General features: G+C 31.8%; 22 protein-coding genes and 4 riboswitches. Of the genes, 6 read left to right on the top strand and 16 right to left on the bottom strand.

All coding sequences use genetic code 11. The annotated features are described in order from the left end of the window. Positions 1-45: 45 nt before the first annotated feature. The 8 genes from I6U51_RS15635 to I6U51_RS15600 all read right to left on the bottom strand — a co-directional run bounded on the left by I6U51_RS15635 (position 46) and on the right by I6U51_RS15600 (position 9,802). Entirely contained in the window at positions 46-540 is a 495-nt protein-coding gene (locus tag I6U51_RS15635; RefSeq protein WP_211143521.1) for a PduL/EutD family phosphate acyltransferase, read from the bottom strand. Between the two features lie 132 nt (positions 541-672). Further along, positions 673-2,091 carry a PIG-L deacetylase family protein gene (locus tag I6U51_RS15630; protein WP_211143520.1) on the bottom strand — a complete coding sequence of 473 codons (1,419 nt, stop codon included), beginning with the start codon at positions 2,089-2,091 and terminating at the stop codon, positions 673-675. Between the two features lie 25 nt (positions 2,092-2,116). Next, positions 2,117-2,866 carry an ABC transporter permease gene (locus I6U51_RS15625; RefSeq protein ID WP_211143519.1) on the bottom strand — a complete coding sequence of 250 codons (750 nt, stop codon included), beginning with the start codon at positions 2,864-2,866 and terminating at the stop codon, positions 2,117-2,119. Positions 2,867-2,945: 79 nt separating this feature from the next. Continuing rightward, positions 2,946-3,677, bottom strand: a complete 732-nt coding sequence (locus tag I6U51_RS15620; RefSeq protein WP_211143518.1) for an ABC transporter ATP-binding protein — start codon at positions 3,675-3,677, stop codon at positions 2,946-2,948. Between the two features lie 106 nt (positions 3,678-3,783). Continuing rightward, positions 3,784-4,659 (bottom strand): hypothetical protein, encoded by an 876-nt coding sequence (locus I6U51_RS15615; RefSeq protein ID WP_211143517.1) that lies wholly within the window; start codon positions 4,657-4,659, stop codon positions 3,784-3,786. 232 nt (positions 4,660-4,891) lie between these two features. Beyond that, positions 4,892-6,214, bottom strand: a complete 1,323-nt coding sequence (locus tag I6U51_RS15610; RefSeq protein ID WP_211143516.1) for an ABC transporter ATP-binding protein — start codon at positions 6,212-6,214, stop codon at positions 4,892-4,894. Positions 6,215-6,227: 13 nt separating this feature from the next. Then, positions 6,228-7,946 (bottom strand): ABC transporter permease, encoded by a 1,719-nt coding sequence (locus I6U51_RS15605; RefSeq protein ID WP_211143515.1) that lies wholly within the window; start codon positions 7,944-7,946, stop codon positions 6,228-6,230. A gap of 208 nt (positions 7,947-8,154) precedes the next feature. Continuing rightward, a riboswitch (M-box (ykoK) riboswitch) is annotated at positions 8,155-8,320 on the bottom strand. Positions 8,321-8,425: 105 nt separating this feature from the next. Next, positions 8,426-9,802, bottom strand: a complete 1,377-nt coding sequence (locus I6U51_RS15600; protein ID WP_211143514.1) for an aminotransferase-like domain-containing protein — start codon at positions 9,800-9,802, stop codon at positions 8,426-8,428. Between the two features lie 122 nt (positions 9,803-9,924). Here I6U51_RS15600 and I6U51_RS15595 point away from each other — a divergent pair, with 122 nt between their 5' ends. From I6U51_RS15595 to I6U51_RS15585, 3 genes are all read left to right on the top strand, one after another. Continuing rightward, positions 9,925-10,851, top strand: coding sequence for a carbon-nitrogen hydrolase family protein (locus I6U51_RS15595; protein ID WP_211143513.1), 927 nt, complete (start codon positions 9,925-9,927; stop codon positions 10,849-10,851). A gap of 77 nt (positions 10,852-10,928) precedes the next feature. Beyond that, positions 10,929-11,111: riboswitch (cobalamin riboswitch) on the top strand. Between the two features lie 179 nt (positions 11,112-11,290). Next, positions 11,291-12,013, top strand: a complete 723-nt coding sequence (locus I6U51_RS15590) for an energy-coupling factor ABC transporter permease (RefSeq protein ID WP_211143512.1) — start codon at positions 11,291-11,293, stop codon at positions 12,011-12,013. A gap of 1 nt (position 12,014) precedes the next feature. Continuing rightward, positions 12,015-12,305, top strand: a complete 291-nt coding sequence (locus tag I6U51_RS15585; RefSeq protein WP_211143511.1) for an energy-coupling factor ABC transporter substrate-binding protein — start codon at positions 12,015-12,017, stop codon at positions 12,303-12,305. 471 nt (positions 12,306-12,776) lie between these two features. Here I6U51_RS15585 and I6U51_RS15580 read toward each other — a convergent pair whose 3' ends face one another. Beyond that, positions 12,777-13,154: a hypothetical protein gene (locus I6U51_RS15580; RefSeq protein ID WP_211143510.1), complete on the bottom strand. Its 378-nt coding sequence runs from the start codon at positions 13,152-13,154 to the stop codon at positions 12,777-12,779. A 347-nt stretch (positions 13,155-13,501) separates the two neighbouring features. On the opposite strand from I6U51_RS15580, the gene I6U51_RS15575 reads away from it, so the two are divergent. Both I6U51_RS15575 and I6U51_RS15570 read left to right on the top strand, forming a co-directional pair. Beyond that, the gene (locus I6U51_RS15575) at positions 13,502-13,981 is read left to right on the top strand and encodes an Lrp/AsnC ligand binding domain-containing protein (protein WP_211143509.1); all 480 of its coding nucleotides are present in this window, start codon (positions 13,502-13,504) and stop codon (positions 13,979-13,981) included. 104 nt (positions 13,982-14,085) lie between these two features. After that, complete coding sequence (locus tag I6U51_RS15570) at positions 14,086-14,307, top strand: DUF378 domain-containing protein (RefSeq protein WP_178906728.1); 222 nt, start codon at positions 14,086-14,088, stop codon at positions 14,305-14,307. A 97-nt stretch (positions 14,308-14,404) separates the two neighbouring features. Here the strand turns inward: I6U51_RS15570 and argH are convergent, their stop codons facing one another. The 7 genes from argH to metF all read right to left on the bottom strand — a co-directional run bounded on the left by argH (position 14,405) and on the right by metF (position 23,307). Further along, entirely contained in the window at positions 14,405-15,721 is a 1,317-nt protein-coding gene (gene argH, locus I6U51_RS15565; protein WP_211143508.1) for an argininosuccinate lyase, read from the bottom strand. Between the two features lie 2 nt (positions 15,722-15,723). After that, the gene (locus I6U51_RS15560; protein ID WP_211143507.1) at positions 15,724-16,926 is read right to left on the bottom strand and encodes an argininosuccinate synthase; all 1,203 of its coding nucleotides are present in this window, start codon (positions 16,924-16,926) and stop codon (positions 15,724-15,726) included. Between the two features lie 100 nt (positions 16,927-17,026). Then, positions 17,027-17,803: an amino acid ABC transporter ATP-binding protein gene (locus tag I6U51_RS15555; protein WP_281395985.1), complete on the bottom strand. Its 777-nt coding sequence runs from the start codon at positions 17,801-17,803 to the stop codon at positions 17,027-17,029. 39 nt (positions 17,804-17,842) lie between these two features. After that, positions 17,843-18,493: an ABC transporter permease subunit gene (locus I6U51_RS15550; RefSeq protein WP_211143506.1), complete on the bottom strand. Its 651-nt coding sequence runs from the start codon at positions 18,491-18,493 to the stop codon at positions 17,843-17,845. A 766-nt stretch (positions 18,494-19,259) separates the two neighbouring features. Further along, positions 19,260-19,946, bottom strand: coding sequence for a beta/alpha barrel domain-containing protein (locus I6U51_RS15545; protein ID WP_425489767.1), 687 nt, complete (start codon positions 19,944-19,946; stop codon positions 19,260-19,262). Positions 19,947-19,993: 47 nt separating this feature from the next. Then, on the bottom strand, positions 19,994-22,393 hold the full coding sequence (locus I6U51_RS15540; protein ID WP_211143504.1) for a homocysteine S-methyltransferase family protein: 2,400 nt from the start codon (positions 22,391-22,393) through the stop codon (positions 19,994-19,996). 41 nt (positions 22,394-22,434) lie between these two features. Next, positions 22,435-23,307: a methylenetetrahydrofolate reductase [NAD(P)H] gene (gene metF / locus I6U51_RS15535; RefSeq protein WP_211143503.1), complete on the bottom strand. Its 873-nt coding sequence runs from the start codon at positions 23,305-23,307 to the stop codon at positions 22,435-22,437. Between the two features lie 409 nt (positions 23,308-23,716). Next, positions 23,717-23,829, bottom strand: a riboswitch (SAM riboswitch). A gap of 364 nt (positions 23,830-24,193) precedes the next feature. After that, positions 24,194-24,300: riboswitch (SAM riboswitch) on the top strand. A 272-nt stretch (positions 24,301-24,572) separates the two neighbouring features. On the opposite strand from metF, the gene I6U51_RS15530 reads away from it, so the two are divergent. Then, positions 24,573-25,850, top strand: a complete 1,278-nt coding sequence (locus I6U51_RS15530; protein WP_211143502.1) for an O-acetylhomoserine aminocarboxypropyltransferase/cysteine synthase family protein — start codon at positions 24,573-24,575, stop codon at positions 25,848-25,850. Positions 25,851-25,978: the final 128 nt, after the last annotated feature.

Here is a 25,978-nt window from a genome sequence, read left to right as displayed (position 1 = left end):
ATAAATAGTGCCTTTTTTTAATACATAATTATAAAATGAAACCTGTTATAAAATCAATGTGCTTATTTCAACAGTATCCTTTGAAGATAATCCCATGCCATTTGCTTCATCAGTATCTACATGAAATTCTAAGCTATAATTAGGATTTACTCTAACTACTACCTCACCCAATATCCCTTTTCTTTCTCCAGAAATAGCTACACAAACTTTTTGACCGTTTGTTACATTAAATATTTGTGCATCCTCAGGTGCCATATGTATATGTCTCTTAGCAATTATTGCTTTTTCTTTTAAAACAATACTTCCTTTAGGTCCGGCAATACAAACTGTTTCATTTGCAGCAAATTGTCCTGGTTGTTTTAGATCTTTTAATTTACTCATCTGATAACCTTCACCAAAAAGTATCTCTAAATCAAACTGACTTAAATGAATATGACGATTAGAAATACCTACAGGGATTTTCTTTGTTTCTGCATTAGTTCCTAGGTGCCCATTTATATTATTTGCTATATTTATTGCTAATTCTTTATCATTATTCATAATTTCATATCCTTTCAAACATTTTAGCAGTTGCAACCTCTGATTCTATAATAATTGCTGTCAATCCTCTTGCCTTAATCATCCTTGGTGCATCCTGCCTCACTCTAGTATCTCTCTTTTTTATTTAATATACTATTTTACGTCTACCATCCTCCATGCAGTTTTATCCAGCATATGCTCTCCTACAGATGTTGTAGCGTTTATAAACATATGATTAAATTCTCCTAAGCTTTTACCTGGAATAATAATGTGTATGAATTTTCCTGATATCGAATGATTTGCTCCCTCTATATTTGTTATTGAAATACTTGAATTATTTTCAGCCACCATCTTATTATCTTTTATTTTAAGACTAAGCCTAGATGTTTTATCTTTATTAAAGAGTATAGCATTTACATCATAGGTAGTTAGCTCTTCGATTTCTGAATCTGCTTCTAAAAAAATATGTAAATTATTTTCTTTAGAAACTTCTGCGTACACTCCTGTAATATCTGCATTTCTACTAATCTCCAAAGTTAATGTATCTTGCAATGGATCAGTAATTATTTTATTTCTCTCTTCAGGTTTTATCTCATTATCATTTCTCACATTTTTTATACTATTGAAATTTGGGTATTCGCCTAAAAGCTCATTTTTTCTCTCAAAAGCAGTTATAAGCGGCTTTAATGCTCTAAATTGAGTTTTATAATCTTGAATAGCTTGAGCTTTTTCTTCTATATCATTGTTATTCATATCTAAAGCATACCAATTAGTACCTATACCTATTAGCTTTTTTGGTGGCACTAAATAAAGAGAGGTATTTCTTTCGAGTGGTGTTGGCCAATCACCTCTGTGCACGAGATATAACCATAATTTTTTAGGTGTGTAATTCATAGCTGTTAAAGTATATTCAACAAAAGCGTTAACCGCCCAATGATCTGGATGTCTATCATTTGGATGAGGCATAACTATATAGTTTGGTTTATACTCTCTAATTATTTTAGTCATGTCAGCAACTACATTTTCCCCAGCATAAGTAACATCCTTTGTATAACTATTAGAATAAGGGGACTTATTCGATTGAGTAAAGCTACTCGTATAAGGATTACTTTTATCCCAATTATAATTCCAAAGATATGCCATTCCACCATCTGGATATCCTAAAAATATTATATTTTCTTCAGGTAACCCAAGTCTTTTTAATGCATCTATACTTTCCTGTTGTCTTGTGTAACCAAATTTCACAAAATCACTTTGTTTAGGAAATGGATTAAGATAATCTAGCTGCACGGCACTCTTAAAACCATCGCCATTAGTAATTAATACAACCTTTACCTCAGCACCATTTTCAATAGATTTCTTTATAAATTCTCCAGCTCCTAGTACTTCATCATCATTATGTGGAGAAAATACTATTACCTTTGATCCCTTTTCAGGTAATTGCATACTGCTCATATTAAATCTTACAAAATAATTAGAAATGAATTCTCTGGAAAAAAATATAATAACACAGGCTGTGATAACAATTGCCAGGATTGTTATCACTCTCCTTGCTAATTTTCCTATTTTCATATATATCCCCTTTAAATTTTAAAAATTATACCTCTTTTTTGTCAAACACATAATAACCCATTGTAAAAAAGATTGCCGCATAGGATAACATCATAAATAGAGTGTTAATGTTTCTTAAAAAACTAGTATTCCCTACTGACCAAATTGAATACCAGTTTAAATAAGATGTAAAAATAATATTATTAAGTCCTTTTATAAATAATGATAATATTTTAATACCAATAAAAGATAAAACACATGTAATTAACGCTCCACTGCTACTTTTAAAAAACTGTGCTATAAAAGCCGCAAATATAGACAAAACTACTGCTGGAATTATATCAATAAAATATGCAAAAATAATTTGTGAAATACTCTGAATCATAGGGCCTTGATGTAAAAACATTATAGAAATCATAGATACAATAAGAACAACTAATAAGTTTATAATAATATATACAGCTATTGCCGCATTCTTAGAAGTAAAAATTTTCAATCTATTTATAGGCCTTATAAGTACTAATTTCAAGGACCTATCTCCAACTTCGCCTGAAAATAATTCTGACACTACCATAAATATAAATAAAGGTAAGAATACATTAGTAAATATGCTTAATGTCATCAACGGAAAACTCAAAGAATCTAAAGCTACAAATACAAGCTTTGCTTGAATACTGGAAATAAAAAAAGCTGATAGAAAGCATATAATAGCTGTAATTGCTAAAAATACTGTTATCTTTTTCTTTAGGAAAAGTTTTTGAATTTCATTTATTATATTTGCTTTAAGGCTATTCATTATCTTCATTTCTCCTTTCAGTCGAAACACTGGGTGATTTTGCTCGTTTCCACCAGCAAAATTACCCGTTAAAGTCCATTTAGGACTTTAACCTCCTTTTATTTATCTCATCCATATAGAAATCCTCTAAGGAGGCATACTTTTCTTTTATATTATTTATTTCTTCTCCTGAATTTATTAATTTACCTTTATGAATTATAGCCACTTTACTGCACATAAGCTCTATCTCGTGTACAAGGTGACTGGATATAAAAAATGTTATTTTTTTCTCACTAGCTAACTGGATTATTAAGTTTCTCATTTGAACTGTGCCTTCTATATCTAATCCATTAGTAGGTTCATCTAAAATTACCAACTCAGGTTTAGACAAAAGTGCTGAAGCTAAGGCCAACCTTTGTTTCATCCCTAAAGAAAATTTAGATACTTTCTCATCTTTAAATTCCTTTAGTTCAACCATTTCAAGTATTTCATCTATATCAGATTCTTTAATATTACTATAGAATCTAGAAGCTATTTTTAAATTGTTATATGCACTCATATATTCATAAGCATCCGCTGTTTCAATAATTGCTCCTACTTTCCCTAGAGCTTTTTCAAATTGAGTCTTTATATTAAAACCTAAGATTTTAACTTCCCCACTCTCAAACATATTTAATCCCATAATTGACTTCATTACCGTAGTTTTACCTGCACCATTTGGTCCAAGAAAGCCAAAAACATCTCCTTTATAGACATCAAAACTTATATCTTTTACCCCTCTTCCATTCTTATAGAGCTTAGCTAAATTCTTTACTTCTAAAACCTTTTCCATACTATTTCCCCTCTACAAATAATATTAAAAATTGAGCAAGATGTTAACTTGCCCAATTCTTACAGTATTGATCTTTCTCTTATTAGATTTTTCGGGAATCCAATCGTTAATCTCTTTCTCTAAATTGCCCAGTTATAGTTTTTACTTGTTTTCCAGTTAAATCAACAGTGTCTGGAGTTGTACTGTTTATATTTGATAAATCTAAAGTAGCATCTATAGTAATCTCATGTGTTTTTCCCTGAGCATCTGTACCTGTTAAAACTATTTTAGCAACTTGATTGTCAAGTATATCGTTCTTATTGATATCTCCATTTACTTGTACAGACTTGATTTTTATATTGCTTTGAAGCTGTGGAAGTATGTTTCTTAAATTAACATCTCCAGCTTTATTATTGTGAATTGGTTCATCACTATTTTTAACCATAGCCATTGATGCTAAAGCATTTACTAATGGTGTTACTTCATTTTCATTTAAATTTATAGATACTTTTTTGCTACCATCATTATTATCAGCTGTAGATACATTATTTTTCATGTTACCTACTAAAGTATCAACTACAGTTTCTACACTTTTAGCTATTTCAGGATTTTCAGCCTTGTCTTTTTTATTTGTATTTTTATGTTTATTTTCTCTTACATTGTATACATCACTATTACTTGATTTAGAAATACTTTTTCCATCCTGTGTATATGTGCTAAAGGTTTGGCTTCCATTTCCTGATTTTACTGTAGTTACTTGACTCATACCATTAGAAGCTAAATTAATTTTAGCATTAGTACTCATGTCAATTATATTGCTACCATTATCAGATACAGATACTTTTAAATTTGCAGTTTCATTCTTTACGTTTTTAGTATCCTTTATAGCTGCTTTATAAGCTTCATAACCTGATAGTTGTGAAGCATTCGCATAGGCAGTTCCAAAAAGTACAGTTCCACCTATAACTAAACTAGTTACCATTGCAATAAGTTTTTTATTCATATTTTATCCTCCAAGCCATTATAAAATTTAGAAAGTATGTGTGACCTTCTATGTATTAATCATAGTGCTCTATCATTAAATTCACATTAACTAATTCTTAAATTTTCCTAAAGAGGAATAATGAATTCATAAGATATAAATAGGCCTTGAACATTTAAAAAGTTCAAGGCCTATTTATGTGGTTTCAAATAATAGTAATATACCAATCAATTCATTCTATATATTCTTCTACCTAAATCTCTTCATTTTCTTCATTGTCTAAATAAAGTTCTTCAGAATCACGATCATAATTAAAAAGTTCAGCATATCTACCCCAGTCTATTATAATGTCCATTATTCCTTCCATTTCATGCTGTGGGAAATGCTTCTTAAATAACTCCTTAAAAAACTCTTCCTTCATGGTATGATTTCTCTTATTGTTTAAAACATTCATTATAAGTCGGAAAGTAGATATATTCTCTAGTTGCTTTCTGAACAGTTCTTTACTTTCATCTTTTTCTAATTCTACGAACTCTCTTCCAAGCTCTGTTATAAAAATATCTCCTTCTCTTACCTCTGCAAAGTTAAGCATAGAAATACCTTCTATATTAGGAAGAAGATCATCTATTTCCATCATTAAATCTCCTCCTAATTGGTATATGTCCATCTTTCCTCCATTATCATCTATAAGTTCAAGGAGACCTGACATCACACCTACATGGGCATTTGGAATCTGAACTGGCTTTTCCCCAGCTTCTTTTTCCTTACCTGAACTTATGCTTTTACTTAACTTTTCCTCTTCGTTATCCTCAATTTTCCCCTTAATTAATAGCTTATACACACTATCTACTAGCCTTTCAAACTCCGGTGATTTTCTATTCCTCGGATGCGGAAGATCTATCTTTATCTCTGCAATTATATGTGCAGGATTTCTACTAAGCATTACAATCTTATCTGCCATAAGCACTGCTTCTTCAATACCATGAGTAATCATTATAATGCTTTTTATAGGCATTCTTTTTTCCTGCCATAATTCAACTAGTTCCGTTCTTAAATTCTCTGCAGTTAAAAAATCTAATGCTGAAAAAGGTTCATCTAAACATAAAAGCTTTGGCTCTACTGCTAATGCCCTAGCAAAGCCTACTCTTTGCCTCATTCCACCAGAAAGCTCTTTAGGATAAGCTTCCTCAAATCCATCAAGACCTATTAGACTTATAAGTTCTTCAGCCTTTCTTCTCATATAATCCTTTGGGAATCCTTTAGCCTTAAGTCCTAGCTCAACATTTTCACGAACAGTAAGCCATGGGTAAAGGGCAAAGGTCTGAAAAACGATAGAAGCATATGGATTTACTCCAGTTACTTTTTGTCCATCAAAAATCACTTCACCATTATCGGGTTTTACCAAACCAGTTATAGTCCTCAAAAGTGTTGATTTACCTGATCCAGAAGGGCCTAGTATAGCTATATATTCACCTTCATTTATAGTTAAATTTATATCTTCTAAAGTAGGCTTATCTGAGCCACCAAAATATTTTGTAATTCCTTTAACCTTTATAAACTCTTTTGCATTCTTCATATTTCCCACCCCTTTATAGTTCTATTTTAAATTTTTCTTCTGATAAGGTATATAATCTTTTCCATAGGGTTTTATTAACCCCAACTACCACAATACACATAACTAAAGTTCCTATTAGAAGTAGAGGGTAATTTCCTTTTTCTGTCGCTTCTGATATAAGAGCTCCAAGACCTATTGTTGATACAGTTCTTCCTCCGAAGTTAACATACTCCGACACAATACTTGCATTCCAACATCCACCAGTAGCCGTTACCATACCAGTTAAAAGATAAGGGAATATTGAAGGAAGAATAAGTATCTTCCATTTTTTCCATCCAGTTACTCCAAAAGTCTTTGCCGCCGCTTTTAAATCTTCAGGAATAGCCATTGCTCCAGCAATTACATTAAATAATATATACCACTGAGTTCCCATAAGCATCAAAAGCACAGAAGCAACATTCAAGCCGCCAAGTTCATTCATAAAAAATACTAATATAACAGGGAAAAGTGCCGTTGCAGGGATTGATGCTACAACCTGAATAATTGGCTGCAGAATATTTGCAATTTTTTTGTTCATACCTATAGCCACTCCTACAGGTACTGTCCATATTAGTGCTATAATTTGAGCTGCAATAACTCTTAAAAAGGAGTAACCTACAGCAGGTAGTATTCTTCCCCACTCATCTTTTGAAAGTTGCATTAACAGCTTAAAAGCATTGAATCCTGAATATAAAAGTAATCCACAAATTAATATTCTAAAAATCCATTTAACTGTAAAACCTATACCTTTGCCTTTAGTTTCTTCTCTATTTGAAAGTTTTACTACAAATTTATCTATAAAATTATTTATTTTTTCTGCAAAAGGTTCAAATATTTTTTCAAGTAAAAATTCAATAATTACAGATCTTCTTAAAAGAGTAAGAACAAAGGATCGAGGTGCTTCATTTGATTCAGTGAGCTCTATTTTAAACTTATCTGCCCAAACAGTTACAGGTTTCCAGAACAATTGATCTAAAAGAACAATAACAAGTATTAATGCAGCGATTCCCCATGTTAATGCTCTAGTATTTCCTTGGCTTGCTGCAGTTTGTAAAAAAGAACCGATACCTGGCAGTCTAAAGTCCTTACCCTTTAATGTAAACATCTCACAAGCCATAAGAAAGAACCATCCACCTGCCCAAGACATCATACTATTCCAGACCAATCCAATAATTGAAAATGGAACCTCTAACTTTTTAAAATTCTGCCACTTATTTAATCCAAATACGCTAGAAGCTTCTTTTAAATCCTTAGGTAGTATTTTTATAGAATGATAAAAGCTAAAAGTCATATTCCAAGCCTGACCTGTAAATATTAATATAATACAAGATAATTCCAAACCTACATTATTATTAGGGAATACCGCTATCAGGCCTAAAACTACAGCTGGTAAAAATGATAATACTGGTATAGATTGAAGTATGTCTAACACTGGTACCATTATCTTTTCAGCTTTTTCATTGTGTGCCGCAATATATCCATATACAAGTGTGAATATTAAGGATAAAATATATGCTGCTGTCATTCTACCAACTGATTTTAAAACATACATTGGGAGATTTCTTATATCCGTTGAAACCTGTATTCCACTAGTGCTTACGTTCCCTCTTATTCCTGGGGAAATTGCTAGATATAATACTGATGCAATTGCTAGAAATATAATTATATCGAGAAATCCAAATTTCCTGTTAACTATTGTCTTTTCTACTTTCATTTTACTCACTCTCCTTCTTATTTAATCAATAATTATCACCATCCTCTGTATCCATAACCACCGCCACCTTTCATTGACTTAGACCTATGACGGAAAACACACTAGCTTACTTACTAGTTATTTTCTTTCATATGATCCTTATATAGAAAAAAATAAAAGAGCCCTAAAAAAGGCTCTAAAACTCCAAATACGAATAAATAAACATTCTTACAAATATCCTTCGTTGAGCTTTAGCACTATATAGCTTTGAGTTAAACTCAGCTACATTAAGTAAAACCTTAATCCGGCAGTACCTGTTGACCCATTGGCATCTTTCGATATTTTTGGGCAGTAGCGTATATCTAGTATAGGAGCCTCACCTAACAATATATTATTTAATTTTTGTCTAAATTTATCATACCTTGTAAGTATAGATTTTTTTATTCAGTTTGTCAATAAAATATGTAGTTTTTCCTGTTAAGTTTAATTTACATGTAAAGTTATATTTTAGGATAATAATTAAAATCAGAATTTTTATCGACTAAATGTTTTCGTATAGTATCTAACACTATAGGAATACCTATTTTAATTTTGTCCTCATTAACTTTACTTATACTAATTCTAAAATAATTATTAGTTTTATATTCTCTTAAAAAGCATGTACTTGTATCTAATAATTGTATATTCTTATTGGATAATGTGTTTATTATCTTCTCATATCTCAACTCATTATCTACGTATATACATGCAAAATATCCTGATTTAGGTACATTCCATTTTATTTTAGGATGTTGAAATAGTGAAATCGTATCTTTTAAACAGCTCATTCTATCGGAATATAATTTACTGATTTTTTTCCTATGTTTATTAAACATCCCACTCTTTAAGTAAATTTCCAAAGCACCTTGAGATAAGATTGGGCTATTCATATCCACCCATTTTTTGTATTCTAGGAAAGTATTCATTAGCAGCTTAGGTAGTACAACTGCTGCAATTCTTAAACCGGGAACAAGAATTTTTGAATAGCTTTTTAGATAAATAACCTTTGAAGAAGTGTCATAGGCAAACATAGGATCTGATTTTTTATCTATTTCTAAATCCGCCATGATATCATCCTCAATTATATATACATTATATTTTTCCGCCATTTTAACTATTGCTTCTTTTTCTTCTCTAGTATATGAGTTTCCTGTTGGGTTATGAAACCTAGGAATAGTATAAAAAAATTTAATATTACCGTATTTAAATAGCTTTTCTAATTCATGAAGATTAATACCACTTAATCCTCTTTCAATTCCTAGAGCAGAAACATTGTTTAATTCTAGAGATTTAATTATTCCATAATAAGTTGGTTGTTCAACAAGAACATTAGACTTTCCATTTGGAAATGGCATGGTTGCTAAAATATTTAAAGCTTGCTGAGATCCTGTAGTTATAACAATATTATATGACTTGGTGAATATTTGATATTCTTTAAGATGGTCAGCTAAAACTTGAATTAACGAATTTAACCCACGAGGATCACAATAAGTAAATAGCGTTTCTTTATAAAGTTCTATAGCATTATTTAAACAGTGTTGAAAATTTTTATAGGGCAGAGTATCAATATCAGGAGCTCCTGAGGAAAAGTCAATTAGAGGATTTTCAAAAGAATTATCACTGGAGAAATCACTTTCTAATACATAATATCCACTTTTAGATAATGAATAAATGATATGTTCCTTTTCGAGCTCATTATATGCTTTTAAAACAGTACCGATACTGCATTCAAATAATTGAGATATACTTCTTAGAGAAGGTAATTTTTTCTTTGCTGTAAGATTTCCATTTAAAATCTCATTTTTAATATATTGAACAATCAGCTGATATTTTAGCAATTTAAACAGCTCCCTTAATTTTGTACTATAACAGTTATAAATTTTGTTTGTTGATACTTTAATTATACTATAATAGTATGAACTTATAATAAATGTTTACTAAGTTTAAAGGGGATGTTAATATGAAAAATGCTATTAAAACTGTGAGAGTTGCGGCAGTCCAAGCGGCTCCGGTTATTATGGATCTTGACGCTACTGTTGAAAAGACTTTGGCTTTAATCAAAGAAGCAGGAAAAAAGGGTGCAAACATAGTAGTTTTTCCTGAAGCATTCATTTCCGCTTATCCAAGAGGACTTTCCTTTGGATTTGTTGTCGGCAGCAGAACAATGGAAGGACGTAAAGATTGGCAGCGTTACTATGAAAATTCTGTATCAGTACCTAGCGATGTTACAGACATTCTCGGAAAAGCAGCTCAAGAAGCTGGAGTATATTTATCTATAGGAGTTATAGAAAAGGATGGTGAAGGACTAAATAATACTCTTTACTGCACAAACCTGTTCTTTGGGCCTGATGGAAAACTTTTAGGGAAGCATAGAAAACTTAAACCTACAGGCACAGAGCGCTGTATTTGGGGGGAAGGTGATGGAAGTACTCTCACAGTGTTAGACACACCTTATGGCAAAATGGGTTCCTTAATATGTTGGGAAAACTACATGCCATTAGCTCGTATGGCCTTATATTCTAAAGGCGTAACTATTTATATTGCTCCTACAGCGGATTCAAGAGAAGAATGGCAGTGTACTATGAGGCATATAGCCTTAGAAGGCCGATGTTTTGTAATCGGATGTAATCAATATGTTGAAAAAAACATGTACCCAACAGATCTAAACTATTATCATGAATTAGAATCTCAACCAGAAGTTATGTGCCCTGGCGGCAGCTGTATAGTTAATCCTTTTGGAAAATATGTAGTTGATCCTGTTTATAATAGAGAAGAAATTTTAATTGCTGACTTGGAATTAGATGAAGTTGTACAAAGCAGAATAGACTTTGATGTAGTTGGTCATTACTCAAGACCAGATGTATTTGAACTTATTATTCATGAATAACATACCTATTAAAACTATTTTAAGCTTGTCTTAAATAAACATTTATGTTAAAATTAGCAGGAAAGTAATTATTGTTAAAAATTTAATAAAATATAGGTGCAGTTAATACACTGCTTAATAGGGAAGTTGGGTGAAAATCCCTCACGGTCCCGCCACTGTAAAAGAGAAGTTCTTATAATAATGCCACTGGCGTAGTCTGGGAAGGCTTATAAGAATGATGATACTTGAGTCAGGAGACCTGCCTATATCGTTTGTTATTCTTTAACCTTACGTGGATATAAGGTGAATAATTATTACTGAATGCTATAATTTAACTAAAAATAGTTAACATCTGTTGCTTTTTTAGATTTTATTATTGATTTAGATAAGTTATTTAATCCCTTTAACGTAAGTTAAAGGGATTTTATTTATTTAAAAATTAATTAAGGGGGAATCATTAATGAAAAAAAGACTATTATTTATTTATGTATTGGCATTGGTGCTTTCAGTTCCATCAATAGCCTATGCAATGCACATTTCCGAAGGATTTTTACCTCCTAGCTGGTGCATATTCTATTTTATACTCTCTGCTCCATTTTTTATTTTAGGTATGAGAGACATAAGAAAAGCTACATTAAGAAACAAAGACATAAAAATGCTTCTTGGCCTTGTAGCTGCATATTCTTTTGTACTTTCAGCGATGAAGATTCCATCAGTTACAGGAAGCTGCTCCCATCCTACAGGTACCGGTTTTGGCGCAATTATTTTTGGTCCATTTGTGATGGCTGTTATTGGTGTATTGGTACTAACCTTTCAGGCTATATTCCTTGCCCACGGAGGTATCACAACTCTTGGCGCAAATACTTTTTCAATGGGCATAGCAGGTCCAATAGTATCTTACACAATATATAGGCTTCTAAAACATAAAAACAAAAAAATTGCAGTGTTTTTAGCAGCTAGTATTGGAGATCTTGCTACATACTTTATAACATCAGTTCAGCTTGCACTTTCTTTCCCTGCTAAAGATGGAGGAGTGTTTATATCTTTTATAAAATTTGTCTCTATATTTGCAGTAACTCAGCTTCCACTAGCTATAGTTGAAGGAATAGTGACAGTTATGATATTTGAGTTTATAGAGAAACATTCAAAGAGTGAATTACTATCATTAAACGAGGTGATTTAATATGAAAAGGAAAAATCTATTACTTATTTCTTTTTGCATTATACTTATCGTAGGTTCTTTTATCATAGGCTCTAAAGGCGAGTTTGGAGGAGCTGATGATCAAATAGAAGGAGTAATTTCTGAAGTAAATAAAGAGTATACACCTTGGTTTAATCACATTTGGGAACCACCATCTGGTGAAGTAGAAAGTTTTTTATTTGCATTCCAAGCTGCTGCAGGCGCAGGCTTTGTAGGATATTATATTGGTACGAAGCATAATATTAAAAATAATAATGTACGAGAAGCTAACTAGCCTAGAAAAAAATATAGTGATTTTGTATTTAAAATACAAAATCACTATATTTGAATAAAAAAAAAGCCTACATGGGGGAGCATGCGGCTAAATAGGGGATATTGTTTAATGAAAAGCTTATTAACATCAATAAAACCCGGTGTCCTATTGATGTTTTTCGACTTCATTTACAATATTATAATAGCATTAATTGCATAATCAGTCAATATATTTTCAAAAAATATTTTTTTCGACATTATTCCAAACATTATTCGACATATCTCATCCTGAAATTATCTAGAATTCTTATCTCCTATAAAATTTAATACTTATATTCATTTAAAAGTATTTAACTAAGCAACTAGATGCACTATATACTCCTATGCAAGTCAACATTTTTATATAGGAAGACTAACTAGAAAGTTAACTTTCGGACTTATAACCCTATATAAAAATAAAAAGTTCCTAGTAAATACTAGAAACTTCTTACAATTACTTCTTTTGATTATTTTTTACTCTATTTGGTTTAGCTTTAGGCTTTATAACAACATTACTTTTACTATTTTTTGTATTTCTTGCCCCTCTATTAGCTGTATTATATATAGCTCCACTTCTCAAATCTACAAACCATAAAAACAGTACTATGAATATCGCCGATTGAACATACTGCCACACAGTACCATTTATATTATATTTAAAATATGCAGCTATCACAGTCGGTACAAAGAATGCCGCTATAGCCAACCCCAAAATCAGCCACTTATTTGGATGTAATTTTGATAACACATGGATTTTTAATTGGTTATAAACTACTAAGAATATAATTACAAAAAATAAAATTTGAAATGCAACTTGTAACCATAATGGCATTTTATTTTTCCCCCTTTGAATTAGTATATATTACTTCTATTATTATACACTTTTAAATTTATAGCAATACCTTTATAAATAGCTTGTTAAGTATTACTGTAATTTTTTCATAATTACGTTATAATAATATTGAAATATTTTTATAGTATATTAAAATATTATTAAATGACTATACTAAATATTATATGTATCTTCAAATTAATATTAATAAAAGTATTTTTTATTAATACAATAACATTTAGATTATCAAATTAACAAAAATTTCTGTTATAATAAAATTACTTACTTTGTTAATATTATACCAATTATAGAAATCATGTTATACAATAAATGAGGAGTGGTAACAAATGAATTTAAAGGTTAACGGATTAGACGATTTGGATCTTCAAATTTTGGATATACTTATCAAAGACTCAAGAACGCCATTTTTAGAAATAGCAAGACAATGCCATGTAAGTGGAGGAACTATTCATGTTAGAATGAAAAAAATGGAGGATATGGGTATTATAAAAGGCACAAAACTTATAGTGGATAATTCAAAGCTAGGTTACGATGTCTGCTGCTTCATTGGAATTTATCTCGACAAAGCTAGATCCTACAATTTTGTACTTGATCAATTGAAATTAGTAAAAGAAATTGTTGAGCTTCATTATACTACCGGTCAATACTCAATCTTTGTAAAGGTTATCTGTAAAAACATTGCAGATCTTCAAAACTTGTTAATGAATAAAATTCAATCAGTAGAAGGCATTCAGAGAACAGATACATTCATATCTTTAGTTCAATCAATTGATAGAAATATGGAACTTAATATATTAGATAAATAAATTATAATTTTAGGGAAATTTTTTCCCTTTTTTTATTCTTTACTTATATTTTTTAAAAATTTGCGAATACTATTGTTGTACAAAATTATAAAGGAGATGTGAATATGAGAGCACTAGATGTTATTGCACTAATATTAGTTGTTATAGGTGCTATAAACTGGGGACTAATAGGATTCTTTCAGTTTAACTTAGTAGATTCATTATTCGGCACAATGTCTTCATTTAGCAGAATAGTATACGCACTTGTTGGCATAGCAGGATTATATGCTCTTTCATTTTTCGGAAGAGATAGAGACAGAACTAACGATCCAGGAGAAGTTAAATAATTATTAAAATTTAAAATATCTCTAAAAGGGAAAGAGGAAAGTCTTGTAAAAGCCTTTCCTCTTTCTATATTTAATTTAATAAAAATTTGGGGCAATATTATTTGAGCTCCACTTTAATGCCTCTATTTAAAGTATTGCTGTAGTCTATAAATTCATATACATCCTTATCAAATAATTCGCTGAATTTCTTTAGCTCCTCTAAGTATATATCCTCTATAGCTTTATTTTTTCCTTCACAATAAAGTACTATTTCTCCTATTACTTTATGTGCATCTCTAAAAGGCATTCCTTTATTTACAAGATAGTCTGCTGCTTCTGTAGCGTTAAGGAATCCTTTTTTAACTGCATTAAAAGTGTTTTCTTTTTTTACTTTTAATGAGGAGAGCATACCTCTCATAATTTTCAAACAGCTTAATATCGTATCTAAGGAGTTAAAAAACTGTTCTTTATCTTCCTGCATATCCTTGTTATAGGCAAGGGGAATGCCTTTCATAGTGGTAAGCAGTGCTATGAGTGATCCGTATACTCTCCCGGTTTTACCTCTTATGAGTTCTGCAGCATCCGGATTCTTTTTCTGAGGCATAATGCTGCTTCCAGTTGAGAATTCATCATCTATTTCAATAAAATCAAACTCTTTACTACTCCACAATATTAACTCTTCGCTTAAGCGACTTAAATGCATCATCATTATAGAAAAACAGGACAACAACTCTATAACATAATCCCTATCGCTTACCCCATCTAAAAAATTATCTACTGGCTTTTTAAAACCTAATTCTTTAGCAGTAAAACTTCTATCTATATTATAAGTTGTTCCAGCTAATGCACAGCATCCTAATGGACTTTCATCTAATATCTCAATGGCATTTAGCACTCTCTTTTTATCTCTCATAAGCATATTGTAATAAGCCATAATGTGATGCTTAAAAGTTACTACCTGTGCCCTTTGAAGATGAGTATATCCTGGCATTATACAGTCATTCTCTTGTCCTAGTTTTACTATTGTATCTTGAAGTGCTTCTATATTTTCGATCACTTCAAAAGCTTTTCCTTTTGCATACAGTCTTAAGTCTACTGCTACCTGATCATTTCTGCTTCTAGATGTATGCAGTTTTTTACCAACCTGACCTATTCTTTGTATAAGATTCATTTCAACAAAACTGTGAATATCTTCGTAGTCACCTTCTATTTCAAGGTTTCCATTTTCTATATCTGAAAGTATTGAATTTAATCCTTCTAATATGCTTTTACATTCTTCCTCTGTTAAAATTCCACACTTAGTAAGCATCTTAACATGTGCAGTGCTTCCTTGTATATCTTCATAATAAAGTGTTCTGTCAAAGCTTAGAGAACTATTAAAGTCCTCCATAAGCTTATTTTCAGCCTTCTTAAATCTTCCACCCCAAAGCTTCATGATTAAACTTCCTTATTTTTTTCCATCATAGCTTTAATCTTTAGCGGAAGACCAAATAGATTTATAAAGCCTTCTGCATCTTTGTGGCTATATGAACTTGCACCGAAGGAAGATATACTTTCATCATAAAGAGCATATGGTGTATCTATACCTGCTACCATTACATTACCTTTATATAACTTTAATTTTACTGAACCTGTTACATTTTTTTGAGTAGAATCTACAAAAGCATCTAATGCTTCTTTTAATGGTGTAAACCACAATCCATCATAAACTAATTCTCCATATTTTTGTGATACCATTTGTTTATAGTGGAAAGTTTGCTTATCAAGAGTTAATCTTTCAAGTTCCTTATGTGCTGCGTAAAGAATTGTTCCACCTGGAGTTTCATAAACTCCTCTTGATTTCATTCCTACTAATCTATTTTCAATTATATCAATTATTCCTATTCCGTTTTCTCCGCCTATTTTGTTTAATGTTTCTATTAATGCTACTGGTGCTATGTCCTCTCCATTTAACTTTGTAGGTATTCCTTGCTCAAAGTATACTTCTACATAAGTTACTTCATCCTTTGCCTTTTCAGGAGGAGTTGTCATAAGATACATACCTTGATTGTGCTCATTTTGCGGCTTCTCAAGTTCTCCGCCTTCATGGCTTAAGTGCCATAAATTTTGGTCTCTTGAGTATATCTTTGCCTTAGTTACAGGTATCTCTACTCCCTTAGATTTAGCATAATCTATAGCATCTTCTCTTGACTCTATATCCCATATTCTCCAAGGTGCAATTACCTTTATTGTAGGATCAAAAGCTGCTATACCAAGCTCAAAACGTACCTGGTCATTTCCTTTTCCTGTAGCTCCATGAGCTATATATTTTGCTCCTTCAGCATGTGCTATTTCAACTAATTTTTTCGCAATTAATGGTCTTGCAAAAGAAGTTCCAAGTAAGTATTTTTCTTCGTATACAGCTCCTGCTTTTATACCTTTAAATATATAATCTGTTACAAATTCTTCTACCACATCTTCTATATATATTTTTGAAGCTCCAGTTCTTAAAGCTTTTGCTCTAACCTCTTCCATGTTATCTTCTTGACCTACATTTACACAGGCTGCTATGACTTCTAAATCATAGTTCTCTTTAAGCCATGGAATTATTATTGATGTGTCCAATCCTCCTGAATATGCTAAAACAACTTTATCTTTCATGATAATTCCTCCCCTTTTTTAACAAGGAATTGAGAATGAGAATTTATTTTCATCCTCAATCCGATTTAATATCTTATTTATTTAAATGATTATTTTTAATTTACAATACTTTTTCTAAGAAAGATTTGGTTCTTAGTTCTCTTGGATGTGAAAATATCTGTTCAGGTGTTCCTTGTTCTACAATTTTTCCTCCATCCATAAATATAACTCTATCAGCAACTTCTTTTGCGAAGCCCATTTCGTGAGTTACAACAACCATTGTCATTCCTTCTTTTGCTAAATCTTTCATAACATTTAAAACTTCTCCTACAAGCTCAGGATCTAGCGCTGAAGTAGGTTCATCAAACAACATTATATCTGGATTCATAGCCAAGGCTCTTGCAATTGCAACCCTTTGCTTTTGTCCACCAGAAAGCTTTGATGGATAATAATCCATTTTATCAGCTAAGCCAACCTTTTCAAAAAGCTTTTTCGCTCTCTCTAACACTTCATTTTTCTCTTCTTTTTTTACTACAACCGGTGCTTCCATAACATTTTGTAATGCTGTCATATGAGGAAATAAATTAAAGTTTTGAAAAACCATTCCCATCTTTGTGGTTATCATTCGAAGCAGCTTTTTATTTTTAGGATTTAACTCTTCACCTTCAATAACTACTTTTCCACAATCAATTTCTTCAAGGTGGTTAAGACATCTTAAAAAAGTACTTTTCCCTGAACCTGATGGCCCTATAACAACTAGAACTTCTCCTTTTTTCACTTTCACATTTAAGTCTTTAAACACTACAAGGTCATTGAACTTTTTAGTCAAGTTTGTAGCCTCTATCATATACTCCTCTGGGCTAAACTCTATATAATTATTTAATACTGCATTTTCCATACTATTTCCCCCTCTAATCTCCTCTAATTCACGGGTTATCTATCCATAAACTTCTAACTTTTTCTCCATTAGTGAAAATGCTCCTGTAAATATAGTTGTCATTAAAAGATATAAGATACCTGCTGTTAAAAATACTTCTATTGGTTTAAAGGTAGTAGCATACATTTGCTGAGCTGATCTCATAAGCTCTACCATTGCTATTGTTGATACCAACGATGTATCCTTTAGCATTGCAATAAACTGATTACCCACAGGTGGTATTATCACCTTAAAAGTCTGTGGTAATATTATTCTTCTCATTGTATCTGTATAAGTAAATCCTAATGCTTTTGCAGCTTCAAACTGCCCTTTATCTATTGATTGTATTCCACCTCTTATTATCTCTGCCATATACGCAGCACAATTTAGTCCAAGACCAAGTACAGCTGCTGAAAAAGGCGTTAGTGTAATACCTATAAAAGGTAGTCCATAGTAAAAGAAAAACAATTGCAAAAGTAATGGAGTTCCTCTAAATATCCATGTATAAAAGCCAGAGATTGTCCTAAGTGCAACATTCTTTGATAGTTTTAAAAGCGCCAACAACACCCCTAGTATCGTTCCAAATATTATAGTAATAACTGTAAGCTCTACCGTCATTATGCTCCCCTTCAGCAAAATCGGTAATGTATTTTTAATTGCTAATATGTCCACTGCCCTCACTCCACTCTAACTTAATTTTTTAACTCCTTAATTTATATTATAATTATACATATAACGTAATAATTATTCAATACCTTTTTTGTATTTTATTTATTTTTTATGCAGAAGTAAATTTACTGTAATTTTTACAGTAATGGCCCATTTTCTATATTACACAAATAAAATCTTGCAATTTTTAATATATTGATACAGATTATATGCATATTTAAACTTTTATCCGCATATTTTTCCTTTAAATCTCTTAGATATTAATTGCATAAATATAATAATATATACTCTATAATTAAGGCTTATTTTTAAAAACTGCATACATAATTAATATTATCAATTTAAATTTAGATAAAATTCACTTATGGGGTTATTAACCAGAAAGTTAGCTTATACAAAGGGATATGTTTCCAAAGCCGAAGGTAGATTTAAAAACTTTGTGTCAATCTTAGTGAAGTGTTTTAAGACAACCTTAGCACCTTCGAGTTGTCTGAGCATAGCGAGTTTTTCGAAGGTTCTTAGGTCGTCTAAAACTCAAGCTTTAGATTGACTAAAAATTTTTAACGGACTGAAGCTTGGAAACATAGCCCGGGGTATAAGCTAACTTTCGGTCTATTACCACTGTATGCAAAAAATAAAAAAAGCCTTAGAATTTCTCTAAGGGCATTTTTTATCCGATGGCTACCCGCTCTAATACTCCCTAGGGAGTAAAGAGCGGCTATGCCCCTGGATAACGACTTCTAAGTGCTAAAGACACTAAGAATCCTGTTTATCTAGACATATTTCTGTATTTAATCATTGTATCTTTAAATAATTCACCTGTACTTGGTGGAGTGTAGGAAATTGCATTAGCACCAGCTTCTATCGTTTCTCTTATACTTTCTTCATTTTTCCCGCCTGTAGCTATTATAGGAAAGTCAGCATAACTTTCTCTTATCTTTCTAACTACCTCCGCCGTTCTACTGCCTGCAGCTACATTAAATATAGTTGTTCCGGATTCTATTCTGCCTTTTATGTCTTCATTTTCTGACACTACAGTAACTATAATAGGAATATCTATTGAATCTCTCATTGCTTGTATTACTTCATTAGATGTAGGACTGTTTACAACTACACCCATAGCACCTTTAAATTCCGCATCAAGTGCTAGGTTCACTACCCTTTTTCCCATAGTAAGTCCACCGCCGACGCCACAAAATACTGGTACATCAGATGCTGACACTAATACTTCTGTTATTACAGGCTGAGGAGTAAATGGGTAAACTGCCATTATTGCATCAGCATTATTATTTTTTATGACAGCTATGTCTGTTGTGAATATAAATGATTTTAACCTTTTACCAAATACCTTTATACCGCTAGCGGATCTTATTAATTGAGGAAGGTCTATCATTTTACTTCTAAGGGTTCCCTTTATCTCGGGTACAAACTTGTTTATTTTTTGGTTCATCTTCATCCTCCACAAAACCTTATTATTATATAATTTTATCCTAAGTGGAGAAATTATTCTATAAAAATTTTTTCTGCAATTCTTACCGATTCTCTTGCATCTCTTGCATAAAAATCTGCTCCAATCATTTGAGCATATTCCTCATTTAATACAGCTCCCCCTACGAAGACTTTACAATCAAGATTATTTTCTCTTAGTGCCTCTATAGTTTTTTTCATATTTATAACTGTAGTAGTCATAAGTGCACTTAATCCTACCAGCTTTATATTATCCTCTTTTACAGCTTCGACTACTTTCTCTATCGGCACATCTTTTCCCAGATCAATAACTTTAAATCCGTAGTTTTCCAAAAGGACTTTAACAATATTTTTACCAATATCATGGATATCACCTTTAACTGTTGCTAAAACTATCTTACCTTTTTCTATATTGTTTTTTCCGCTTTTAATCATGTTTTCTTTGATGACTTCAAAGGATTTTTTAACAGTTTCTGCAGATTGAATAAGCTGTGGCAGGAATATTTCTTTTTCATCATACTGCTCACCTACATAGTCTAGAGCAGGTATAATATATCCATTTACTATCTCCATAGGATCTTTCGTCTTTAGAAGTTCTTCAGTACTTAATACCGCTTCCTCTTCCATTCCATCAACTATTATTCGTTTTAAATCCTTAGTACTTTCCCCGGAAATAGCTTTTATTTGCTTTTCACTTTTCGTCTCAAGTCCCTTAGCTGAATATTTATTGATATAATTCTTACCTTCCTTATCTATATTTGCAAGTGCTTCAAAGGCATGTATTGTTGCCTTCATTTCCTCATCAGCACTGTTTATAATTGGTAGATCAAGTCCCGCTTGAAGTGCCAATGCGAGAAATGTTCTATTTAATATATCTCTTCTTGGCATACCATAGGATATATTGCTTACTCCAAGGACAGTTTTAACTCCAAGCTTTTCTTTAACCAACTTTATGGCTTTTACAGTTTCTAAAACTTCTTTCTGCTGCGCTGAAACAGTTAGCGCAAGGCAGTCAATAATTATGTCTTTCTTATCTATTCCATAATTTCTAGCTTCATTAACTATTTTTTCTGCTATTTCTAACCTTCCTTCAGCTGTATCTGGAATACCATTTTCATCTATAGTAAGAGCTATAACGCATCCACCATATTTTTTAACTATAGGAAATACCTTTTTCATAATCTCTTTTTTTCCATTTACAGAATTTATAATTGGTCTACCATTATAAACTCTAGCACCTGCCTCTAAAACTTCTGGATTGGGGCTGTCAATATCAATAGGAAGCTGAACTACCTTTTGAATAGCTTTCACTGCTTTAATCATCATTTTTCTTTCATCAATTTCTGGCAAACCTACATTTAAGCCTATAATAGCTGCTCCTTCTTCTTTCTGCTTTACAGCCTCGGCCTGTATATAGCTAACGCCTTCTTCTTTAAGTTCTTCTTTATAACGTTTTTTCCCTGTAGGATTTATTCTTTCACCAACAAGGTTTATCTTGCCATCTAAGATTATAGTTTCAGTACCAGAACAAATTGCCGTAAAGTTCTTAGACTCCCTTTCTAAAGGTAGTAGTCCTTCTACAGCCTTTAATGATTCCTTTATAAACTCAGGATTCGTACCACAGCATCCACCAAAAATTTGCACACCCTTCTGTGCCATAATTCTTATATATTTAGCAAATTCATTAGGTTCTATATCATAAACAGTTTTTTCTCCATCATATCTTGGAAGACCAGCGTTAGGTTGAACCATTACAGGAATAGATGCATATAGTAGAATTTCATCTATAATAGGCATAAGTTCTTTAGGCCCCAAAGAACAGTTTACTCCCAGTGCATCAACTCCTAACCCCTCTAATACAAATACCATGGTCTTTGGATCTGTACCCATTAAAGTTCTACCATCCTGCTGAAAAGTCATTGTACAAAATACAGGAAGCGAACTGTTCTCTTTTGCTGCAAGTACAGCAGCCTTAACTTCATACAAGTCAGACATAGTTTCTATTAAAATTAAGTCCGCACCTGCTTTTTCTCCAATTATTACTTGTTTTTTAAACAACTCATAAGCTGCTTCAAAGCTTAGAGTACCTGTTGGTTCCATAATTAATCCAGTTGGACCTATATCTAATGCTACTAATTTGTTACCAGCTGCTTCTCTTGCAATATTCACTCCTGCAGTAATTACCTGCTCAATAGAGTATTCAGAGGAACTGTACTTTAATTCATTTGCTCCAAAAGTGTTTGTAATAACTATATCTGAACCCGCATCAATATACTGCTTGTGTACTTTCTTTATTATTTCCGGATTTGTTATATTAAGAGTCTCTGGCAGCTCCCCAACCTTAAGTCCCTCTTTCTGAAGCATAGTTCCCATAGCTCCGTCGAAAAACGCAAATTTATTATTAAATCTATCTCTTAATAAAGTTTTAAATGTCATAAAAAACCTCTCCCTTTTTACTTTATTTATATTAGGCATCTTCAAGAATTAACTATCTTACGAAGTTCCTGTATATTTTCCATAATTTCTTTTACAGCATTATGTTTATTCATAGTATATAAATGTATCCCTTGAACATCATTACTTATTAAATCAACAATTTGCTCGGAAGTATATGCTATTCCTGCCTCTTTTAGAGCCTCAGGGCTATGCTCATATTTATCCATAATTCTTTTAATTTTTTGAGGAATAACTGCACCAGATAAGGCTGCTATACGTTCTATTTGTCTTTTATCTAATACAGGTATAATGCCTGTAACAATTGGAACATTTATATTATTTTTATATAACTCTTCTCTAAAATTATAAAAGTTATCATTATCAAAGAAAAGCTGAGTAATTAAAAAATCTGCACCTTTTTCCACTTTTTCTTTAAGATACTCTATATTTTTTCCTATATCAGCACATTCCACATGTCCCTCTGGATAAGCTGCTGCAGATATGCTAAAATCTTTTCTTTGGGATATCTCATAAATTAAATCCTTAGCATACTTAAAACTTTCTTTAATTATAAAACCCTTAGGAATATCCCCTCTTAAAGCAAGTACATTACCAATATTATTTAATTTTAAATCATTTAAAATACCATTAATCTCTTCTCTGGAAGAGGTTATACATGTAAGATGCGCTATGGTTTCTATGTCATACTTATTTTTTATAATTGAAGCAAGTTCAATTGTTCTACTTCTGCTGCTTCCTCCTGCACCATAGGTTACACTAATAAAATCAGGGTTTAACTTTTTTAATTCTTCAATAGTGCTATTAATACCTTCAAAATTTTTATCATCCTTAGGTGGAAATAATTCAAAAGAAATAGTCAATCTTTTATTCAAAAATATATCTTTAATAAACATACGTAATTCTCCTTTACTTTTAATAATTATAGGGAAACAAACTAGAAAATTGACTTACACAAAGGGATATGTTTCCAAAGCCGAAGGTAGATTTAAAAATTTTGTGTCAGTCTTAGTGAAGGGTTTTAAGAGAACCTTAGAACTTTAGAGTTGTTTGAGCGAAGCGAGTTCTCGAAAGTTCTTAGGTTATCTTAGAACACGCACTCTGTGTAAGCGACTATCACCAAATCAAAGATTTGGGATATCTGCTTAAGCTTTAGACTGACTAAAAGTTTTTAACGGACTGAAGCTTGGAAACTTAGCCCGGGGTGCAAGTCAATTTTCGACCTTGTAACCCTATAAACATAAAAAGGCTACTTTCCTATAAGAAAAGTAGCCCTAAATATCTTTTTCAAAATTTCAAGCCATTTTCTTATCTATCAGAATAAAAAATATTCTGCAGGAATTGACACCGATACATTCAAAACTAATGCCGGTTGTCGGGCTTCATAGGGCCAGTCCCTCCACCACTCTTGATAAGAACTTTTTATTTAATTCCATTTAACGCTAATAATAATACTTATTAGTTTAGTTGTCAATATATTTTTTCCGCGACTTATTTTAAACAACTAAATAAGTGTTAAACAAGGTATTGCTTACTATCAATAAGCTACGTATTCTTAATAAAATGATAATTGAAGTTTTATAATTTTTCATTAGATTATTCAATTCACAAAATAGCATATGCATAATTTTTTAAGTAATCAAATAATTTTTTAGTATGAAAACTCTAATCAGATCAAGGCTTAATGCAAGTTTTTAAATTTAACATTTCAATTATTTTTCAAAAACAGTATTGACAAAGTATAGTAATTCCTGTTATGATTTCATCAATTGAATACGGAACTTCTTATCAAGAGAGGCTGAGGGACTGGCCCTATGACGCCCGGCAACCTGAATATTTATTATTCAACGGTGCTAATTCCAGCAGGTTAAATACCTGAGAGATGAGGAGCTGAGGAGAAAGTGTATCTTCTTGCAGTCTCGTCTGCGAGAAGATTTTTTTATTTTAAATTTACAATTAAGCTAAATCTAGCTTCATCCCTTTATAAATTACAAAACTTTAATATAGAAGTTCCGTCCAAAATTAATTTAAAAATAAATTATTTTTTAGGAGGTTAAAGTCCTAAATGGACTTTAACGGGTAATTTTGCTAGGTAAAGGTTCTAAATGAATTTTTACCTAGCGAAATTACCCCGTGTTCCGATTAAAAGGAGGAATTAACAATGACAAAAAAATTATCTTTTGACACTCTTCAAATACATGGAGGACAACAGGTAGATAGTGCTACCAAATCAAGAGCATTACCAATATATCAAACAACTTCTTATGTTTTCGACGATGCACAAGACGCTGCAGACTTATTTGGTTTAAAAAAGTTTGGAAATATATATACACGTTTAGGTAATCCAACAAATGATGTTTTCGAGCAAAGAGTTGCTTTACTCGAAGGTGGGGTCGGAGCTGTAGCTACTGCTTCAGGAATGGCAGCAATCACTTATTCAATATTAAATATTGCTGGTTCAGGCGACGAAATAGTTGCTGCTGCAACTCTTTATGGCGGTACTTATTCCCTATTCGTTCATACTTTTAAGAACTTTGGAATTAAAGTCAATCTTGTAGATCCAGATAACCTAGAAGAACTTGAAAAAGCTATAAATGAAAAAACAAAAGCCGTTTATATAGAAAGTATAGGCAACCCAGGAATCAACATAATTGACATTGAAGCTGTTGCTAATATTGCTCATAAGAATGGTATCCCTCTAATTGTTGATAATACTTTTGCATCACCATATCTTTTAAAGCCAATTGAATTTGGTGCTGATATTGTTGTACACTCCGCTACTAAATTTATTGGTGGTCATGGTACATCAATAGGTGGTGTAGTTGTTGATTCAGGAAAATTCAACTGGGATAATGGAAAATTCCCTGGTCTTGTAGAACCAGATGAAAGCTATCACGGACTTAAATATGTAGAAACCTTTGGAAACCTAGCATATATCCTAAAGGTTAGAACAGCTCTTTTAAGAGACTTAGGAGCAGCTATCTCTCCATTTAACTCCTTCTTATTAACACTTGGTCTTGAAACTTTATCCTTAAGAGTCCAAAGACACGTAGACAATGCTAAAAAGATTGCAGAATTTTTAAGCAATCACCCTAAAGTAGAATGGGTAAACTATCCTGGATTAGAAGGAAACAAATATTATGATTTAGCTAAAAAATACCTTCCAAAGGGACCTGGTTCTATATTTACCTTTGGAGTAAAAGGTGGAGCTGAAGCAGGCAAAAAAGTAATAAGCTTAGTAGAAATATTTTCACACTTAGCTAATGTTGGAGATGCTAAATCACTAATAATTCATCCTGCTTCTACAACTCACTCTCAGCTTGATGAAGAGCAGTTGCTACAAGCAGGTGTTAAACCTGAACTTATAAGAATTTCCATAGGTATTGAAGATGCAGATGATTTAATTGCTGACCTTGAAAATGCACTAAGCCAAATTTAAATATTCTTAATTTCAATTCGTAAAGTAAAAATAATACGACGTATTATTTTTATCAGAGGACAGAGGACAATTGACAGAGGACAGTGAAGGAGGATTTTTCTCCGCTACACTACGAAAAATCTTTAATT

This window comes from Clostridium aciditolerans (genome assembly GCF_016316925.1).
Classification (GTDB): domain Bacteria; phylum Bacillota; class Clostridia; order Clostridiales; family Clostridiaceae; genus Clostridium_AM; species Clostridium_AM aciditolerans.
Note: the sequence above shows the minus strand (reverse complement) of the source record. Positions and strands in the feature narration are given on the sequence as shown.

Excerpts from the sequence above, each read along its gene's own strand:
- I6U51_RS15635 (WP_211143521.1), bottom strand. The coding sequence starts at position 540 with ATGAATAATGATAAAGAATTAGCAATAAATATAGCAAATAATATAAAT.
- I6U51_RS15630 (WP_211143520.1), bottom strand. The coding sequence starts at position 2,091 with ATGAAAATAGGAAAATTAGCAAGGAGAGTGATAACAATCCTGGCAATT.
- I6U51_RS15625 (WP_211143519.1), bottom strand. The coding sequence starts at position 2,866 with ATGAATAGCCTTAAAGCAAATATAATAAATGAAATTCAAAAACTTTTC.
- I6U51_RS15620 (WP_211143518.1), bottom strand. The coding sequence starts at position 3,677 with ATGGAAAAGGTTTTAGAAGTAAAGAATTTAGCTAAGCTCTATAAGAAT.
- I6U51_RS15615 (WP_211143517.1), bottom strand. The coding sequence starts at position 4,659 with ATGAATAAAAAACTTATTGCAATGGTAACTAGTTTAGTTATAGGTGGA.
- I6U51_RS15610 (WP_211143516.1), bottom strand. The coding sequence starts at position 6,214 with ATGAAGAATGCAAAAGAGTTTATAAAGGTTAAAGGAATTACAAAATAT.
- I6U51_RS15605 (WP_211143515.1), bottom strand. The coding sequence starts at position 7,946 with ATGAAAGTAGAAAAGACAATAGTTAACAGGAAATTTGGATTTCTCGAT.
- I6U51_RS15595 (WP_211143513.1), top strand. The coding sequence starts at position 9,925 with ATGAAAAATGCTATTAAAACTGTGAGAGTTGCGGCAGTCCAAGCGGCT.
- I6U51_RS15590 (WP_211143512.1), top strand. The coding sequence starts at position 11,291 with ATGAAAAAAAGACTATTATTTATTTATGTATTGGCATTGGTGCTTTCA.
- I6U51_RS15585 (WP_211143511.1), top strand. The coding sequence starts at position 12,015 with ATGAAAAGGAAAAATCTATTACTTATTTCTTTTTGCATTATACTTATC.
- I6U51_RS15580 (WP_211143510.1), bottom strand. The coding sequence starts at position 13,154 with ATGCCATTATGGTTACAAGTTGCATTTCAAATTTTATTTTTTGTAATT.
- I6U51_RS15575 (WP_211143509.1), top strand. The coding sequence starts at position 13,502 with ATGAATTTAAAGGTTAACGGATTAGACGATTTGGATCTTCAAATTTTG.
- I6U51_RS15570 (WP_178906728.1), top strand. The coding sequence starts at position 14,086 with ATGAGAGCACTAGATGTTATTGCACTAATATTAGTTGTTATAGGTGCT.
- argH (WP_211143508.1), bottom strand. The coding sequence starts at position 15,721 with ATGAAGCTTTGGGGTGGAAGATTTAAGAAGGCTGAAAATAAGCTTATG.
- I6U51_RS15560 (WP_211143507.1), bottom strand. The coding sequence starts at position 16,926 with ATGAAAGATAAAGTTGTTTTAGCATATTCAGGAGGATTGGACACATCA.
- I6U51_RS15555 (WP_281395985.1), bottom strand. The coding sequence starts at position 17,803 with ATGGAAAATGCAGTATTAAATAATTATATAGAGTTTAGCCCAGAGGAG.
- I6U51_RS15545 (WP_425489767.1), bottom strand. The coding sequence starts at position 19,946 with ATGAAGATGAACCAAAAAATAAACAAGTTTGTACCCGAGATAAAGGGA.
- I6U51_RS15540 (WP_211143504.1), bottom strand. The coding sequence starts at position 22,393 with ATGACATTTAAAACTTTATTAAGAGATAGATTTAATAATAAATTTGCG.
- metF (WP_211143503.1), bottom strand. The coding sequence starts at position 23,307 with ATGTTTATTAAAGATATATTTTTGAATAAAAGATTGACTATTTCTTTT.
- I6U51_RS15530 (WP_211143502.1), top strand. The coding sequence starts at position 24,573 with ATGACAAAAAAATTATCTTTTGACACTCTTCAAATACATGGAGGACAA.